The organism is Aggregatibacter sp. 2125159857, assembly GCF_017798005.1.
Classification (GTDB): domain Bacteria; phylum Pseudomonadota; class Gammaproteobacteria; order Enterobacterales; family Pasteurellaceae; genus Aggregatibacter.
This window is the reverse complement of the sequence record NZ_CP072548.1, coordinates 623,674-638,869: the sequence shown is the minus strand read 5'-3', so window position 1 is coordinate 638,869 and position 15,196 is coordinate 623,674. Positions and strand designations below refer to the sequence as shown.

The 15,196-nt window shown below is 43.4% G+C and carries 20 protein-coding genes; 7 read left to right on the top strand and 13 right to left on the bottom strand.

Going from position 1 to position 15,196, the window contains the following annotated elements; all coding sequences use genetic code 11:
• Positions 1–36: 36 nt before the first annotated feature.
• On the bottom strand, positions 37–645 hold the full coding sequence (gene mobA / locus J5X96_RS03305; RefSeq protein ID WP_209364359.1) for a molybdenum cofactor guanylyltransferase MobA: 609 nt from the start codon (positions 643–645) through the stop codon (positions 37–39).
• Between the two features lie 65 nt (positions 646–710).
• Here mobA and J5X96_RS03300 point away from each other — a divergent pair, with 65 nt between their 5' ends.
• The 6 genes from J5X96_RS03300 (at position 711) to deoC (ending at position 4,711) form a co-directional block, all read left to right on the top strand.
• Complete coding sequence (locus J5X96_RS03300) at positions 711–977, top strand: YihD family protein (protein WP_033002488.1); 267 nt, start codon at positions 711–713, stop codon at positions 975–977.
• Positions 978–999: 22 nt separating this feature from the next.
• Positions 1,000–1,617, top strand: a complete 618-nt coding sequence (locus J5X96_RS03295) for a DsbA family protein (protein WP_209364358.1) — start codon at positions 1,000–1,002, stop codon at positions 1,615–1,617.
• Positions 1,618–1,675: 58 nt separating this feature from the next.
• Positions 1,676–2,005, top strand: coding sequence for a DUF413 domain-containing protein (locus J5X96_RS03290; RefSeq protein WP_209364357.1), 330 nt, complete (start codon positions 1,676–1,678; stop codon positions 2,003–2,005).
• Between the two features lie 74 nt (positions 2,006–2,079).
• Positions 2,080–3,177 carry a tRNA (uridine(54)-C5)-methyltransferase TrmA gene (gene trmA, locus J5X96_RS03285; RefSeq protein ID WP_209364356.1) on the top strand — a complete coding sequence of 366 codons (1,098 nt, stop codon included), beginning with the start codon at positions 2,080–2,082 and terminating at the stop codon, positions 3,175–3,177.
• Between the two features lie 2 nt (positions 3,178–3,179).
• Positions 3,180–3,950 (top strand): class I SAM-dependent methyltransferase, encoded by a 771-nt coding sequence (locus tag J5X96_RS03280; protein ID WP_209364355.1) that lies wholly within the window; start codon positions 3,180–3,182, stop codon positions 3,948–3,950.
• 89 nt (positions 3,951–4,039) lie between these two features.
• Positions 4,040–4,711 carry a deoxyribose-phosphate aldolase gene (gene deoC, locus J5X96_RS03275; RefSeq protein WP_209364354.1) on the top strand — a complete coding sequence of 224 codons (672 nt, stop codon included), beginning with the start codon at positions 4,040–4,042 and terminating at the stop codon, positions 4,709–4,711.
• A 59-nt stretch (positions 4,712–4,770) separates the two neighbouring features.
• On the opposite strand, the gene hpt is transcribed toward deoC, so the two are convergent.
• From hpt to yihI, 12 genes are all read right to left on the bottom strand, one after another.
• Positions 4,771–5,313 (bottom strand): hypoxanthine phosphoribosyltransferase, encoded by a 543-nt coding sequence (hpt, locus tag J5X96_RS03270; protein ID WP_209364353.1) that lies wholly within the window; start codon positions 5,311–5,313, stop codon positions 4,771–4,773.
• Between the two features lie 242 nt (positions 5,314–5,555).
• On the bottom strand, positions 5,556–6,917 hold the full coding sequence (pmbA, locus tag J5X96_RS03265; protein ID WP_209364352.1) for a metalloprotease PmbA: 1,362 nt from the start codon (positions 6,915–6,917) through the stop codon (positions 5,556–5,558).
• Positions 6,918–7,042: 125 nt separating this feature from the next.
• Positions 7,043–7,810 (bottom strand): energy transducer TonB, encoded by a 768-nt coding sequence (locus J5X96_RS03260; protein ID WP_209364351.1) that lies wholly within the window; start codon positions 7,808–7,810, stop codon positions 7,043–7,045.
• Positions 7,811–7,820: 10 nt separating this feature from the next.
• Positions 7,821–8,297, bottom strand: a complete 477-nt coding sequence (exbD, locus tag J5X96_RS03255) for a TonB system transport protein ExbD (RefSeq protein ID WP_209364350.1) — start codon at positions 8,295–8,297, stop codon at positions 7,821–7,823.
• 9 nt (positions 8,298–8,306) lie between these two features.
• Positions 8,307–8,771, bottom strand: coding sequence for a TonB-system energizer ExbB (gene exbB, locus J5X96_RS03250; protein WP_209364349.1), 465 nt, complete (start codon positions 8,769–8,771; stop codon positions 8,307–8,309).
• A 332-nt stretch (positions 8,772–9,103) separates the two neighbouring features.
• The gene (gene rplS / locus J5X96_RS03245; RefSeq protein ID WP_021615897.1) at positions 9,104–9,454 is read right to left on the bottom strand and encodes a 50S ribosomal protein L19; all 351 of its coding nucleotides are present in this window, start codon (positions 9,452–9,454) and stop codon (positions 9,104–9,106) included.
• Positions 9,455–9,478: 24 nt separating this feature from the next.
• Positions 9,479–10,228, bottom strand: coding sequence for a tRNA (guanosine(37)-N1)-methyltransferase TrmD (gene trmD, locus J5X96_RS03240; RefSeq protein WP_021615896.1), 750 nt, complete (start codon positions 10,226–10,228; stop codon positions 9,479–9,481).
• Positions 10,229–10,292: 64 nt separating this feature from the next.
• Entirely contained in the window at positions 10,293–10,820 is a 528-nt protein-coding gene (rimM, locus tag J5X96_RS03235; protein WP_209364348.1) for a ribosome maturation factor RimM, read from the bottom strand.
• A 24-nt stretch (positions 10,821–10,844) separates the two neighbouring features.
• Positions 10,845–11,093 carry a 30S ribosomal protein S16 gene (gene rpsP, locus J5X96_RS03230; protein WP_006719370.1) on the bottom strand — a complete coding sequence of 83 codons (249 nt, stop codon included), beginning with the start codon at positions 11,091–11,093 and terminating at the stop codon, positions 10,845–10,847.
• Between the two features lie 161 nt (positions 11,094–11,254).
• On the bottom strand, positions 11,255–12,622 hold the full coding sequence (gene hemN, locus J5X96_RS03225) for an oxygen-independent coproporphyrinogen III oxidase (protein ID WP_209364347.1): 1,368 nt from the start codon (positions 12,620–12,622) through the stop codon (positions 11,255–11,257).
• Positions 12,623–12,642: 20 nt separating this feature from the next.
• Entirely contained in the window at positions 12,643–13,077 is a 435-nt protein-coding gene (locus J5X96_RS03220; RefSeq protein WP_021615893.1) for a DUF2489 domain-containing protein, read from the bottom strand.
• A gap of 14 nt (positions 13,078–13,091) precedes the next feature.
• A complete protein-coding gene (gene yihI / locus J5X96_RS03215; RefSeq protein ID WP_209364346.1) occupies positions 13,092–13,652 on the bottom strand; it encodes a Der GTPase-activating protein YihI in 561 nt (186 codons plus the stop codon).
• Positions 13,653–13,879: 227 nt separating this feature from the next.
• On the opposite strand from yihI, the gene J5X96_RS03210 reads away from it, so the two are divergent.
• Complete coding sequence (locus tag J5X96_RS03210) at positions 13,880–15,106, top strand: MFS transporter (protein ID WP_111295747.1); 1,227 nt, start codon at positions 13,880–13,882, stop codon at positions 15,104–15,106.
• Positions 15,107–15,196: the final 90 nt, after the last annotated feature.

Here is a 15,196-nt window from a genome sequence, read left to right as displayed (position 1 = left end):
AATAAAAATAAGCCGTTATTCTATAACGCAGCTCCCCTATTTAGCAATAAACCCCGAAAAATCCTTCTGCTGATTAAAATACGTTAAATCCGCTAATGTATTGATGTTGGTGAATGCCTGTTTATTTTCGGAAAAGTCCACACTCACTGCCCCGTTTTGACGCATAAACTGCAACATTCTGCGCTCGCCGGAAGCTAAATAAGCCGCCAACTTGTCTTTTAGGCTGCGCGCCATTAAACAAAACGTAGGATGTTCACGTTCGCCATCATGCACATAAGCAATAGAAACGCCGTGAAAATCCACCGCACTTTTGAGTTTTTCCAGTAAATTGTCCGGGAAGAATGGGCTATCACAAGGAACAAATAAAACAAAATCGGAATCAGCGCGTTCCAACGCGGTCAAAATCCCACTTAACGGCCCGTGAAAGCCTTCAAGATTATCGCCAAACACCGGCAACCCGGCCGTCGCATAAATCGCCTGATTTCGATTGGCGTTAACAGAAATCTGTTCCACCTGCAAACGTAGGCGGTCGTAAATAAATTGAAACAGCGGATTACCGTGCAATAATTGCAATCCCTTATCCGCCCCCTCCATTCGCTTGGCTTGTCCGCCGGCTAAAATGACGGCACTAATTGACATTGTCATATTTTCTTCCGAGGTTAATTACAGTATGATCTTGCTTAATTTTTTTCAATAATAAGGAAATGCGTATGAAATGTCATCGCCTGAATGAAGTGTTGGAACTTTTACAACCTTATTGGTCTAAAGACGCCGATCTCTCATTAATGCAGATTTTACAAAAAATCGCTGATGAAGCCGGGTTTGACAAACCGCTTGCGGAACTGCCTGACGAAGTCGTTATTTATCACTTAAAAATGGCCGGCAAAGACAAATTCGAGCCGATTCCCGGCATTAAAAAAGATTACGAAGAAGACTTTAAAACTGCGTTATTAAAAGCGCGCGGTATTATTAAATAAATCAATTAGTTGAGGATGACACATGAAAAAATGGTTCTTTTTAGCAATGGCTGCTGCCTTTTCGCTTTCTACACACGCGTTGGATTTAACGGAAGGTAAACAATATCTTGTCATTGAAGGACAACAGCGCACTGCACAACCTGAAGTGATCGAATTTTTCTCTTTCTATTGCCCACATTGCTATGCTTTTGAAACGCAATATCACATTCCGCAAAAAATTGCCGAGGCATTACCTGAAGGCACATCATTCAAACAATACCACGTGGACTTCTTAGGCCGTCAATCGGAAAACCTCACTCGCGCATGGGCACTAGCCTTAGCCATTAACGCCGAAGAAAAAGTCAGAATGCCATTATTTAAAGCGGCACAGGCTAACGCATTAAAATCCATGGATGACATTCGTCAAATCTTCATTGATAACGGCATTTCAGCTGAGCAATTCGATGGTGGCATTAATAGCTTTGCCGTCAACGGTTTGGTCAGCAAACAGCAAAACTTAGTAGCAAAATACCAAGTGCGCGGCGTACCGGATTTTTATGTTAACGGCAAATATCGCGTGAATATGGAAGGCCTAGCCCATAATGAAAACAGTTTTGTGGATGAATATGTACAAACCGTAAAAGGTTTATTGCAAAAATAACGAAAAATTGGTTTAATGCCTGCCGATTTTATTTTTGATACGTATTTTAGGGGATTATATGGCTGAGAGTTTTAGCGTAACCCGTCGTTTTTTTGACGACAAAAATTATCCGCGCGGTTTTGCCCGCCACGGTGATTACACCATCAAAGAAGCACAAGCCTTAGAGCAACACGGTCAGGCTTTCCGTGCATTAGATGCCGGCGAACGCAAACCGGAAACGCAAGAAGAAAAAGACTTCGTGGCGTTCTGTCGTGGTGAACGTGCCGCAGAAACCTTCTTTGAAAAAACTTGGCAGAAATATCGCAGCCGTATTTCCACCAACAAACGCCTTTATACCTTATCCGGCGTGGTTGGCGTAGATAATCTAGACGATTACGCCGCAGACTAAACCACCGACATAACAACCAGAAGGCTTGGGATTCCGAGCCTTTTGTTTTTACGACCGCCAACCGAATCATTGCTATGCTGAATTTACCCGTTGATCGTTACGCCGAATTGCTCGCAGAAAAGCAGCAAAAACTGACCACACTTTTATCACCATTTGATGCCCCAGATTTACAGGTGTTCGCCTCGCCAACGCAGCATTTCCGTATGCGTGCGGAATTTCGCATTTGGCATGACGGCGATGATTTCTACCACATTATGTTTGACCAACAGAGCAAACAACGTTATCGGGTATATAATTATCCTATCGCAAGCGAACTCATCAATCGCATGATGACGGCGTTGTTGCCGTTGTTAAAACAGCAAACAGTATTACACCACCGCCTGTTTCAAATTGATTATTTAAGCACCCAAAGCCAACAGATTATCGTCAGTTTGTTGTATCACAAAGCCTTGGATGAAAATTGGCAAACCGCTACGCAAACCTTGCGTTCACAACTCCAACAGCAAGGTTTTAATGTGCAAATTGTTGGACGTGCCAGCAAGCAGAAAATTTGTCTGGAACAGGATTATGTAGATGAAATCCTAAACGTTCACGGTAAAGACTACATTTATCGCCAAGTGGAAAACAGCTTCACACAACCAAACGCGGCAGTAAACAGCAAAATGTTGGAATGGGCGGTGGATTGCACGCGTAACAGCCATGGGGATTTATTAGAGCTTTATTGCGGCAACGGTAACTTTTCTATCGCGCTAGCGCAAAACTTCCGCAAAGTCTTGGCGACAGAAATTGCCAAGCCTTCAGTAGCCGCCGCGCAATTTAACATCGCAGCGAATCAGATAAACAATTTACAAATCATCCGAATGTCAGCGGAAGAATTCACCCAAGCCATGCAAGGCGTGCGCGAATTTAATCGCTTAAAAGGCATTGATTTGAAAGCCTATGAATGCAACACCATTTTCGTTGATCCGCCACGTGCCGGCTTAGATGCAGAGACCATTAAACTGGTGCAACAATATGAGCGCATTTTGTATATTTCCTGCAATCCGCATACGCTATGCGACAACCTGCAAACGCTCAGCCAAACCCACCGTATTGAAAAAGCCGCCTTGTTCGATCAGTTTCCTTACACGGAACACATGGAAGCGGGCGTTTGGTTAGTGAGAAAGGGATAAATATGAACATCCAACTCCTCTGTGAAACCCAAACACCACAAAATCCCACCGCACTTTTTGCGGAAGCCGGCTTAACGCATGATCCGAACAGCTCGTTGGCGTTAGTATGGACAGAAGCGGAAGGCACAGAACGCTTGGAATTACGCAAATTAGACGAGCCTAAATTAGGCGCGGTATTTGTGGATTTTGTCGGCGGCACCATGGCACACCGCCGTAAATTTGGCGGTGGACGCGGTGAAGCGGTGGCAAAAGCGGTAGGCATTAAACAAGATAATCTGCCGACGGTGATTGACGCCACGGCAGGTTTAGGGCGTGATGCCTTTGTATTGGCGGCACTCGGTTGCCAAGTGAAACTGGTTGAACGCCACCCGGTTGTTCGTTTGTTGTTACAAGATGGCTTACAACGCGCTTATGCTGACGAAGAAATCGGTTCATGGATGCAAAAAAATATGCAACTGTTGCCTTATCAACACATCAATCAACTGAATCCTGACACGGATTTCGCTGACGTGGTGTATCTCGACCCCATGTACCCACACAAAGCCAAAAGCGCCTTAGTGAAGAAAGAAATGCGCGTGTTTCAACATTTGGTCGGTGCCGATTTAGATGCGGACGAACTGCTTGCGCCCGCACTCCAACTCGCCCGTCAGCGCGTCGTGGTCAAACGCCCCGACTACGCGGATTTTCTCGCGCAAAAAGCACCGCACTTTTCGCGCGAAACGAAGAATCATCGCTTCGACGTGTATGTAAACCATCACATTCATGATCGCTAAATACACAAAATAGCATCCAGATCACAACCCAGATAGGTCTTTGCGTTATAATCTACTTCTATTTATTTGCAATAACAGGAGTCTTCATAATGAACGCAAAGCACCTCGCTCACTACATTGATCACACCGCACTAACCGCAGAAAAAACAGAAGCGGATATCTTAACATTATGCGATGAGGCCATTGAATATCAGTTTTTTTCAGTTTGCATTAACACTTGTCATATTCCTTTGGCCAAACAAAAATTGGCCGGTACACCGGTAAAAATTTGTACTGTTGTCGGCTTTCCATTGGGCGCGAATTTAACTTCAGCTAAAGTGTTTGAAACGCAAGCCGCCATTGCTGCCGGTGCAGATGAAATTGATATGGTCATCAATGTGGGCTGGATTAAATCAAATCAATGGGCCGCTGTAAAAGAAGATATTCAAGCCGTCTTAGTCGCTTGTCAGGGCAAGCCGTTAAAAGTTATTTTAGAAACCTGTTTGCTCACAAAAGAAGAAATTGTAAAAGCCTGTGAAATCAGTAAAGCCTTGGGCGTTGCCTTCGTTAAAACATCCACCGGTTTTAATCGGAGCGGTGCGACCGTCGAAGATGTGGCACTAATGAAACAGGTGGTTGGAGACATGGGTGTAAAAGCCTCCGGAGGGATTCGAGATACGCAAACAGCGCTTGCGATGATTGAAGCCGGCGCAACACGCATTGGTGCCAGTGCCGGTATTGCTATTGTGAAAGGGATTAAAGACAATAATAGCGATTATTAATCCGTCTCATTTAAGATGGGAAATCAGCGTCTGTTGATGTTCCCATCTGCTGGGCTCATCTATTCGTCCAAAATCACTTTGCCAATGTAACCCAAATTACGGTGGCGTTGTGCGTAATCAATACCATAACCGACAACAAACTCATCAGGAATGGTGAAGCCCACCCAATCAACCGGCACATCCACTTCACGGCGTGAAGGTTTATCCAATAACGTGCAAATGGTCAACGAACTCGGCTCGCGTAGATTTAAAATATCGCGCACTTTTTGTAAGGTGTAGCCGGTATCGATAATATCTTCCACGATCAGCACATGTTTACCTTTAATGTCTCCATCAAGATCCTTGCTGATACGCACATCATGATTGGAATTCATGGCATTACCGTAACTGGATGTGGTCATAAAATCGATTTCCACAGGCAAGTGAATTTCGCGCACCAAATCAGCCATAAACATGAAAGAACCACGTAACAAGCCGACAACAACCAATGGCGTATAGATATTTTTATGTTGATAAAAATTGGTAATTTCTTGGCCTAATTCCGCAATGCGACTGCGCACATCCTGTTCGGAAATCAGAATATCAACATGGTGTTTTTTCATAGAACAACTGCCTTTAAATGGGAATAATGTGTAGGTATTTTAGCAAAAAAAAGACTGAAGTCTAAACTTCAGTCTTTTGAATACCCTAACGAATTTACTTTTTACTCTACCTGTTATGGAGCATGATGCAAACTTTAAAATGAAACCAATCACCTTAACTGCAATACTTAACAGATGGAATGCATTGTATCAGAGATCTCATTCTTGTCAATAAGAATTATTATCATTTAATAAAATAGGATCTAATTCCCGGAAATTTTCAGATTTTCCAACAGGATCGAACCGGTCTGGATATTTGAACGATGTTCAATATCATCCCCAACGGCCACAATATTACGTAACATATCCTGCAATCTGCCAGCAATGGTGATTTCAGCCACCGGATATTGAATTTCACCGTTTTCCACCCAGAATCCGGCGGCGCCACGTGAGTAGTCACCGGTAACCAAATTTACCCCTTGCCCCATCACTTCTGTTACCAATAACCCGTGTCCCATTTCACGTAAAAGTGCGGTCAGTTTTCCAGATGAATTGGGCTGGACCAACCAGTTGTGAATGCCACCGGCGTGTCCCGTGCTTTGCATACCCAACTTACGACCGCTATAACTGGTGAGCAAATAGGTTTGCAAAATCCCTTGACGAATAATCTCCAAATCCTGTGTTCTAACGCCTTCGCTATCAAATGGCGTTGAGGCAAGGCGGCCAATTAAATGCGGTTTTTCACTAATATGAAACCAATCCGGCAAAACTTGCTTGCCAAGATGATCTAGCAAGAAACTGGCTTTACGATATAAACTGCCACCACTAATAGCCGCAGCTAAATGGCTGATTAAGCCGGTCGCCACATCATTTAGGAAAATTACCGGCGCTTGCTGCGTGGCGATTTTTTGCGGTTGTAAACGGGCAAGGGTTTTTCGTGCGGCATTTTCACCCACCCATTGTGCCTTTTCCAAGGCATTCATATCTCGAGAAACCGTGTATTCATAATCCCGTTCCAATTGATCATCATGTGCAGCGATAACTGAGCAAGACAACGAATAGCGGCTAGACAAATAGCTTTGCAACATACCATGGCTATTGCCATACACTCGCACGCCGGTATGTGCATTGAAAGACGCGCCTTCGCTGTTAACAATGCGTTTGTCAAATGCTAGCGCCGCATTTTCTGTTTCTAATGCCAACTGCGCAGCACGATCCACATCAATATCCGCCGCGTAATACAAATCTAGATCCGGTGCATCAAACGCCATTAATGCTTTGTCGGCTAAACCGGCACAATCATCGGGTGAGGTATATTTCGCAATCGCTAATGCGGCTTCTACGGTATTTTTAATGGCTTCAGGGCTTAAATCGGAAGTGGAGGCATTGCCTTTTTGTTGGCCCAAATAAACTGAAATGCCTAATGCGCCATCATTATTAAATTCAACGTTTTCAATGTCTTTTAAACGGGTAGAAACCGATAACCCTCCGGATTTCGTCACCCCCACTTCAGCCGCCGCACCGGCTTTTTGGGCGATTTCAAGGGCAAGACTGACCGCATCGCGTAATTGTTGTTCTTGTTGCTGTAAAAGTGCGGTCTGATTTTCAAGAGTTTTTACTGACATAAAGGAATTTCTCGTGATTAAAAATGCCCTAATTTTAGCCTATTTTTCTTTTTAAGGCTAACCGCAAAAAAATACGCCTCCGGTTGTCACACAATCCCGAGGCGTATTTTTATCAGTCAGAAAAACTAATCGATTTTAAAACTAATCGGCACAGAAATCGATGCACCCATGCCTGCCGGTCGAGGCCCAATCGATCTGGCGCTATTTACCGCACTTAACGCTGCATTATCCAAATCTTCAACCCCTGAACTCTTCGCAATCGCTACGCCGGTGATAGAACCATCTGCACCAATAGTAAAGGAAACCGTCACCACGCCCTGCTTACGCATCATTTTCGCACGAGCAGGATAACGTTTGTGTCGTTCAATTTCACGGCGCAACGCAGAACGATAAGCATCAAGCTCACTGCCGCTGGCGCCATTTCCCACTAAGTTAGGATTCGTCGTCGTTGCCGGACCGGTTGTCGTTGCCTTTGAATTCACAGAAGCGTTAGATTCAACCGTTCTGTCACCTATCGGCACATCAGGGCTTGGTTTAACTTTCGGTTTTTCTTTTGGCTTTTGTTTAGGTTTTTCTTTTGGCTTCTCTTTCGGCTCTTGCGGTTTTTCCGGTTCTTTTGGTTTTTCAACCTTTGGCGGTTCCGGTTTAACGGTTGGATCTTCAACGGTTTCCTGTTTTTCCGGCTCCGGGGCTTTTTCTTCCACCGGCGGCGGATCAGCCTCTACCATGGCCATCATCATTTCCATGGAAATACTGGTTGAAATTTCACCGGTCGCACTGTTAGCACTCGTATCCGTGGTATTCACATGGCTACCAAAAAGCCAAACTATTATCGCAATATGAATCGCAGCAGATAAGAGAAAACTCAAGAGTGAACGTTTTGCATTCTGCATTCACATTCTCCTACTTGCCGACACTGACGGCTTGTTCTGCAGGTTTTGTCCCTTGAGATTCCACTGATTTGAGCGCCTGCGGATTCGTGTTTTTGGGTTTCTCTCCACCTTTATCTTTCGTTGCCACAATGGCGACATCTTTAATATCATTTTTCGCCAATAAATCCGTGACAGACACAAAATCTTGGAATGTGGCATCCGCATCAATCTTAAAGGTCACTTTTTGGGTTTTATCCCAACCGACAATTTCAGTCTCCAGCGCTTCAAGCGTGGTCGGTTTGTCATTAAAAAACAGCTCACCCTTGGCCGTAACGGTTAATAATTTTGCCAGCTCACTAGATTTAAACGCCACAGAAGCACTTGCTTTCGGTACATTCACTTGGATTTTTCCTTGTGAAATAAAAGAAGCAGTAATCAACACGATAGCAAGCAACACCAACATAATATCAATAAACGGAATAATGTTGATTTCATCAAACTTTTTCACAGGAATTCCTTATGCTTCGGTTTCTTCTTTATATTTTTGAGAATTTAAGACTTTCCACTTCAAACGGTTAACTTCAACCTTACGTCCTAATGCGTTATAGAAAATCATGGACGGAATTGCCACCAAGATACCAAGTGCGGTCGCTTTTAGCGCTAAAGATAGATGCATCATAATTTCACCGGCATTCACTTCGCCACCGGCTTGACCGATTTGGTAAAAGGTTAAAAGAATACCGATAACGGTTCCCAACAAACCAACATAAGGTGCATTCGCGCCGATGGTGGAAATTACAGTGAGATTGCGGTTTAAATCAATTTCAAGTGCATGAATGGTGGAATATTGACTGACTTTAACGCGGGCTAAGAAAATAAAACGCTCAATCACCATGGCGAGCATTAAGACGCTCATAAAAAGCAATAAACCGATAATAATGTAATCACTGTACTTTTGTAAAAAGTCAAAAATCTGCGGCATTTGTTTTTCCTTTGAATAGGCTCGAAAAAATAAGTAAAAGAAAACTGTGAATAGGAACTTTCTTTAACTGATAATAAGTCGCATTTATTATAACCCTCTTCAACGATTTGTAAATCAAAACTTATCAATAGGTTAAAAGCATTAATGACGTGATTTAAGGAGAAAACAAGTAAGAGAATAGGAAGAAAAGAGAGAAAGAAAAAGGAAAAAATTGATAGAAAACCCTGTGGCTGAGGCGATAGTCGGACGCTAACAAATAAAAAAATCTGCACCTTAGTCCGTTACTTATGTTATCTAACGTTTCGCGTGCAGATTCTTCTAAATATACGAAATTATTCGCCTAAACGCTCTTTAATACGAGCTGCTTTACCGGAAAGTGCGCGTAAGTAGTAAAGTTTCGCTTTACGTACCGCACCTTTACGTTTCACTACGATGCTATCCACTGCCGGAGAGTGAGTTTGGAATACACGCTCAACACCAACACCGTTAGAGATTTTGCGTAGGGTGAATGCAGAATGCAAGCCACGGTTACGAATTGCAATAACCACGCCTTCGAATGCTTGCAAACGACGCTTACTACCTTCAACAACCCATACTTTCACTTCTAATGTGTCACCTGGACGGAAGCTTGGTACGTTTTGTTTTAATTGTTCTTGTTCAAGTTGTTTAATGATGTTAGACATTTTTGATCCTTTTTGATCCTAGAATTAACTGAGTTTACTGTTATATTCGGCTTTCACCTGTTTTAACAGCTTACGTTGTTCGTCAGTCAGAGCTAGGCCTTCCAGTAGCTCAGGGCGTCGTAACCATGTTCTCAATAACGATTGTTTTAATCGCCATTTACGAATTTCTTCATGGTGTCCCGACATCAGCACGGGGGGCACAGTTAATCCGTCAAGCACTTCAGGGCGCGTATAATGCGGGCAATCCAGTAATCCGTCGGCAAACGAATCTTCCTCGGCGGAAGCTTGTTTACCAAGCACACCTGGGATAAATCGGGCAACTGCATCAATTAACGTCATTGCCGGCAATTCACCACCAGTGAGGACATAATCACCTACCGACCATTCTTCATCAACAACCGTTTCAATCAAACGCTCGTCAATGCCTTCGTAGCGGCCGCATAACAAAATCAACTTCTGATTCTGCGCTAATTCCTCTACGCCTTGTTGATCGAGTTTACGACCTTGCGGCGAGAGATAAATCACTTTCACACCTTCACCTGCGACTTCTTTTGCCGAATCAATAGCATCCTTTAACGGTTGCACCATCATCAGCATACCTGGACCTCCGCCATAAGGACGATCATCCACGGTTTTATGCTTATCGTGCGTAAAATCTCTTGGATTCCAGCACCGCACTTGTAACAGGTTTTGCTTAACAGCCCTGCCGGTTACCCCGTATTCCGTAATTGCTTTAAACATTTCAGGGAACAGACTTATTACCCCAATCCACATAATTTAGCCTTAACTTTTGAGCCTTATGTTAATGTTACCGCAAAGCGCTACGGCATACCTGAGATTAGAAACCAGCGTCCCAATCCACTGTAATTGTTTTAGTGGCGAGATCGACTCTTTTAACTACTTGTTCATACAAGAACGGAATTAACCGCTCTTGTTTTCCGAAAGCATCTTTTACGTTGGCTTTTACCACCAATACATCATTGGAACCGGTTTCCATCATTTCGGTTACGGTTCCCATGGCATAACCTTCCAAATTCACCACCGCACAACCGATTAAATCGTGCCAGTAGTAATCTCCTTCTTCTAGTTGCGGAAATACCGATAAATCGACACCGATTTCCACATTAGACAGAATTTGCGCCGCTTCACGATCATCCACGCCTTTTAATTTAACGATCAGTTCGTGATTATGATGACGCCAGTTTTCCAGTTCGATTGGCTGCCACTGCCCTTTGATTTTCAAAAACCAAGGTTGATAATCAAAGATACTTTCAGCTTGTTCTGTGGATGAGTAAATACGTAACCAACCGCGAATACCATAAGTCGAACCTAATTTGCCGACAGTTTCGATTCTTTGTTGTTGCATATTCACCACCTCAAAAAAGTAAAATTACGCAGCTTTTTGCGCTTCTTTTACTAAAGTCGCAACGCGATCAGACAATGAAGCACCTTGGCTAACCCAGTGGTTAACACGGTCTAAATTGATACGAACACGTTCTGCATTGCCTTGTGCGATTGGATTGAAGAAACCCACACGCTCAATGAAACGACCGTCACGTGGTGAACGGCTGTCAGCAACTACGATTTGGTAAAATGGGCGTTTTTTAGCTCCGCCACGAGATAAACGAATGGTTACCATAACCTTCCTCTAATAATTTAATTACAAAAAGAAAACCCTCAAATATCGAAAGTTAAATGAGAGTTAAACTTACTTTTTTCTCTGTATATATAGACAAAAAGCCTGTGGATTTTACTCTTTTCCCGGCAAAAAGCAAGCCGGAAATACGATGTCGGCTTTTCTTAAATAATCCGCGAGAATTGCTGTTGCTTGGCTTGTACGCGAGAGTAAGTGTCAAAACACAAACAAATATTACGAATCAACAAACGGCCTTTCGGAGAAACGACAATTTGTTCATCGCCAATCTCTAATAAACCGTCGGCTGCCAAAGGCGCTAGCAACGCTAAATCTTCTGCAAAGTGTTGTTTAAAGTTAATGTTGTACTGTTTTTCTAATGGCGCATACGCTAATTTAAAGTTACAAATTAATTGTTTAATCACATCACGACGCAGGCAATCTTCTTCTGTCATCGCCAAGCCTTTGTGTAAGGCAATGCCATTTTCCTCCACATGGGCATAATAAGTTTTCAGATCTTTTTGGTTTTGTGCGTAGGTGTCGCCTAACAAGCTAATAGCCGACACACCCAATCCCAGCAAATCGCATTCTTCCTGTGTGGTGTAACCTTGGAAATTACGATGCAAAATGCCTTTTTGCTGTGCAATGGCAAGCTCATCATCCGGTTTCGCAAAGTGATCCATACCGATAAATTTATAGCCGGCATTGCCCAAGGTTTCGATGGTTTTTTGCAAAATTTCCAGCTTGGTTTCCGGCTTAGGTAATTGCCATTCTTTAATTTTCGCCTGACCGGCAAAACGACTAGGCAGGTGGGCATAGTTAAACACACTGAGACGATCAGGATTGAGCTCAATCACTTTTTGCAATGTGAACATAAAACTTTCTACGGTTTGCAACGGAAGACCGTAAATTAAATCCAAATTAGTCGATTGGAAACCCAACTCACGGGCGCGCACCAATAAAGCATTGACAAATGCCTCATCTTGCTCGCGATTCACCGCTTTTTGCACGTCTTTATTGAAATCTTGCACGCCCATACTAATACGGTTGAAACCAATGTTGCGCAAATGGTCCAGCATAGAAAGCTCAATTTCACGCGGATCCATTTCAATACTCACTTCTGCATTGTCAGCGATCTTGAAGTGTTCACGTAGCATATTCATTAAACGTGCCGATTGAGCTTCCGTTAAATAGGTCGGTGTGCCACCACCCCAATGCACTTGGGTTGCCACTCGGTTTGTAAATAATTTCGACCGCGCTTTAATCTCTTTTTCAAGAAAATCTAAATAGATATCCGCTTTATGTTGATGGCGGGTAATGACCTTATTACAACCACAGAAATAACAAAGTTTATGACAAAACGGAATGTGTACATATAAAGACAGCGGGCGGTCAGGATAACGCTGTGTAGCCGCGATAAAATCCTCGTTCGTATAATGTTCATTAAACTCCAATGCTGTCGGATAAGACGTATAACGCGGACCGGATTGATTATATTTCTGAATTAATGCCAAATCCCAAATAATCTCAGACATTAAATTTCTCCCAATATTTTTTATAATTTTTCAATATCAGCCAATAGCTGATGTAACTCCAACTTAATGTTTTTTTCAAGTGCCGCTTCAGCACTTTCACGTTGCAAATCTAAACGCATACGTTCGTTCTTTTTTAATGCTTTGCGCGCCTCATGTGTCGGCATCGTTTCAACCACTTCATATAACTGCAGCATGGTAACATGGTTTTTAATGCTCATTCCCACCGGCTCTAATAGCATTTTCAGACGCAACACGCCCTCGGAAAGATTGCAATCGCCATTCAGCATGGCTTTGGCAATGATTTCGATGCTTTCCTTAATACGATTGATTCGGTTTCGACGAGCTTGTTGCAACGCCTTTTTTTGCTTTTGCAAGGCAAGCAGTAAATAGGTGGCATAGCCTATCATCCCCACAATGATACAAACTGCCACAAGCAATAACACTGTCTTCCACATAATAACTAACGGGTTTATTTGAATTGGTTAATGTTGATTGTCTCAAAAGTGCGGTATAAATCTTCGGCGTTTTCCTCGTCTTCCACAATACCTAATTCTTCCATTAATTGCGCGACTCGCGCCAAGCACTCATCCACAAATTGCTGATCTTTAAGAGCCAATTGCTTGCCTTCTTCCAGTTGATCCAATAAGTGATTTAAGCATTCATTATTTTCCAATTGCGTCAATTCTATCATTGGATCCAATGGCGCTTTTGATTCGGTTTGTGGTATTGGAATACGTTGCCCTTTTTCCGGTTTATTGACGAATTCCACGATCAACGGTACTTTTTTACGACTACCAATGCGCGGATCTTTCATCTCCAATGCTTGATTTTCGGCTTTCGCATTCACCGCACTATGGCGGGAACCTGAGGCTAATCCTTTGTGTTTACGTTTTTTCTTCTCTTCACGCGCCTTTGCATCAAGTTCATAACGCGTTGACTGACGACCTGAACGTGGTGCGGTCGGTTTTTTATCGGTTTTGCGGGTCGGCATAATATCCGTCACGCGACGGGTCTTTTTCTGACGGGACATAACGTATCTCTTAGCGAATAAAATTAAGCGGCGATTGTACCACCGTGTAAGAAATTTAACGAGAGGAACGCCAAATCTTCTACCGATTTTATCATGCCATTCATTGAAATTTTCTTAAAAAGCAGTAAACTAGCGCACAATTTTTTGGCCTTGTTTTCTGCAAGCTAAAAAATCACATCTTTATAAACTTTAAATGTTACCTGTGAGTAACAGAAGGACAATTCAACATGACTACAAAAGTAAATAGCTATGGCTGGAAAGCCTTGCTAGGCTCTGCCGTCGGCTATGCGATGGACGGTTTCGATCTTCTTATCCTCGGTTTTATGTTAAGTGCCATATCTGCCGATTTGGGGTTAACCCCAGCGCAAGGCGGTTCTTTAGTAACTTGGACATTGGTTGGTGCTGTTTTCGGTGGCATAGTTTTCGGTGCATTAAGTGATAAATATGGCCGTGTGCGCGTGTTAACGTGGACGATCATTCTTTTTGCGGTATTCACCGGTTTATGTGCATTGGCGCAAGGTTATTGGGATTTACTGATTTATCGCACCATTGCCGGTATCGGTTTAGGCGGTGAGTTCGGGATTGGTATGGCGTTGGCGGCAGAAGCTTGGCCAGCACGTCACCGCGCCAAAGCGGCTTCTTATGTGGCGCTTGGCTGGCAGGTTGGTGTGTTAGGCGCGGCATTGTTAACCCCATTATTATTGCCACAAATCGGTTGGCGTGGCATGTTTGTGGTAGGCATCTTCCCTGCATTTGTCGCGTGGTATTTACGTGCCCGTTTGCATGAGCCTGAAATTTTTGTGCAAAAACAGACCGCACTTCCAAAGCCAACAAACCGTTGGGCATCTAAATTGGAGTCATTCAAGTTATTAGTGAAAGATAAAGCCACCGCCAAAGTCAGTTTGGGCGTGGTCATCCTTACCTCCGTACAAAACTTCGGTTATTACGGCATTATGATTTGGATGCCAAATTTTCTCTCCAAACAACTTGGCTTCAGCTTGACGAAATCCGGTGTATGGACGGCAGTGACTGTTTGCGGCATGATGGCGGGCATTTGGATTTTCGGGCGTTTGGCCGATCATATTGGGCGTAAACCAAGTTTTCTATTGTTCCAAGCCGGGGCGGTCGTCAGTATCATCGCCTATTCTCAATTAACGGATCCGAATACCATGTTAATTGCCGGAGCATTCTTAGGGATGTTTGTTAACGGCATGATGGGTGGCTACGGCGCTTTAATGGCAGAAGCCTATCCGACACAAGCACGCGCCACCGCACAAAACGTGTTGTTTAACTTAGGACGTGCTGTGGGCGGCTTTGGCCCGGTAGCGGTGGGCGCAGTGGTTTCCGCATATTCCTTCCAAACCGCTATTGCCTTTTTAGCCGTAATTTATGTCATTGATATGTTAGCCACGGTGTGTTTAGTGCCGGAATTAAAAGGCAAAGAGTTACATTAATGTGATGAAAGTGCGGTTGAAAAATGACGTGTTTTTTCACCGCACTTTACTTCTCGTCCTATCCAAAAAGTAAAACAAAAAACCGCTCAA

Excerpts from the sequence above, each read along its gene's own strand:
- mobA (WP_209364359.1), bottom strand. The coding sequence starts at position 645 with ATGACAATGTCAATTAGTGCCGTCATTTTAGCCGGCGGACAAGCCAAG.
- J5X96_RS03300 (WP_033002488.1), top strand. The coding sequence starts at position 711 with ATGAAATGTCATCGCCTGAATGAAGTGTTGGAACTTTTACAACCTTAT.
- J5X96_RS03295 (WP_209364358.1), top strand. The coding sequence starts at position 1,000 with ATGAAAAAATGGTTCTTTTTAGCAATGGCTGCTGCCTTTTCGCTTTCT.
- J5X96_RS03290 (WP_209364357.1), top strand. The coding sequence starts at position 1,676 with ATGGCTGAGAGTTTTAGCGTAACCCGTCGTTTTTTTGACGACAAAAAT.
- trmA (WP_209364356.1), top strand. The coding sequence starts at position 2,080 with ATGCTGAATTTACCCGTTGATCGTTACGCCGAATTGCTCGCAGAAAAG.
- J5X96_RS03280 (WP_209364355.1), top strand. The coding sequence starts at position 3,180 with ATGAACATCCAACTCCTCTGTGAAACCCAAACACCACAAAATCCCACC.
- deoC (WP_209364354.1), top strand. The coding sequence starts at position 4,040 with ATGAACGCAAAGCACCTCGCTCACTACATTGATCACACCGCACTAACC.
- hpt (WP_209364353.1), bottom strand. The coding sequence starts at position 5,313 with ATGAAAAAACACCATGTTGATATTCTGATTTCCGAACAGGATGTGCGC.
- pmbA (WP_209364352.1), bottom strand. The coding sequence starts at position 6,917 with ATGTCAGTAAAAACTCTTGAAAATCAGACCGCACTTTTACAGCAACAA.
- J5X96_RS03260 (WP_209364351.1), bottom strand. The coding sequence starts at position 7,810 with ATGCAGAATGCAAAACGTTCACTCTTGAGTTTTCTCTTATCTGCTGCG.
- exbB (WP_209364349.1), bottom strand. The coding sequence starts at position 8,771 with ATGCCGCAGATTTTTGACTTTTTACAAAAGTACAGTGATTACATTATT.
- rplS (WP_021615897.1), bottom strand. The coding sequence starts at position 9,454 with ATGTCTAACATCATTAAACAACTTGAACAAGAACAATTAAAACAAAAC.
- trmD (WP_021615896.1), bottom strand. The coding sequence starts at position 10,228 with ATGTGGATTGGGGTAATAAGTCTGTTCCCTGAAATGTTTAAAGCAATT.
- rimM (WP_209364348.1), bottom strand. The coding sequence starts at position 10,820 with ATGCAACAACAAAGAATCGAAACTGTCGGCAAATTAGGTTCGACTTAT.
- rpsP (WP_006719370.1), bottom strand. The coding sequence starts at position 11,093 with ATGGTAACCATTCGTTTATCTCGTGGCGGAGCTAAAAAACGCCCATTT.
- hemN (WP_209364347.1), bottom strand. The coding sequence starts at position 12,622 with ATGTCTGAGATTATTTGGGATTTGGCATTAATTCAGAAATATAATCAA.
- J5X96_RS03220 (WP_021615893.1), bottom strand. The coding sequence starts at position 13,077 with ATGTGGAAGACAGTGTTATTGCTTGTGGCAGTTTGTATCATTGTGGGG.
- yihI (WP_209364346.1), bottom strand. The coding sequence starts at position 13,652 with ATGTCCCGTCAGAAAAAGACCCGTCGCGTGACGGATATTATGCCGACC.
- J5X96_RS03210 (WP_111295747.1), top strand. The coding sequence starts at position 13,880 with ATGACTACAAAAGTAAATAGCTATGGCTGGAAAGCCTTGCTAGGCTCT.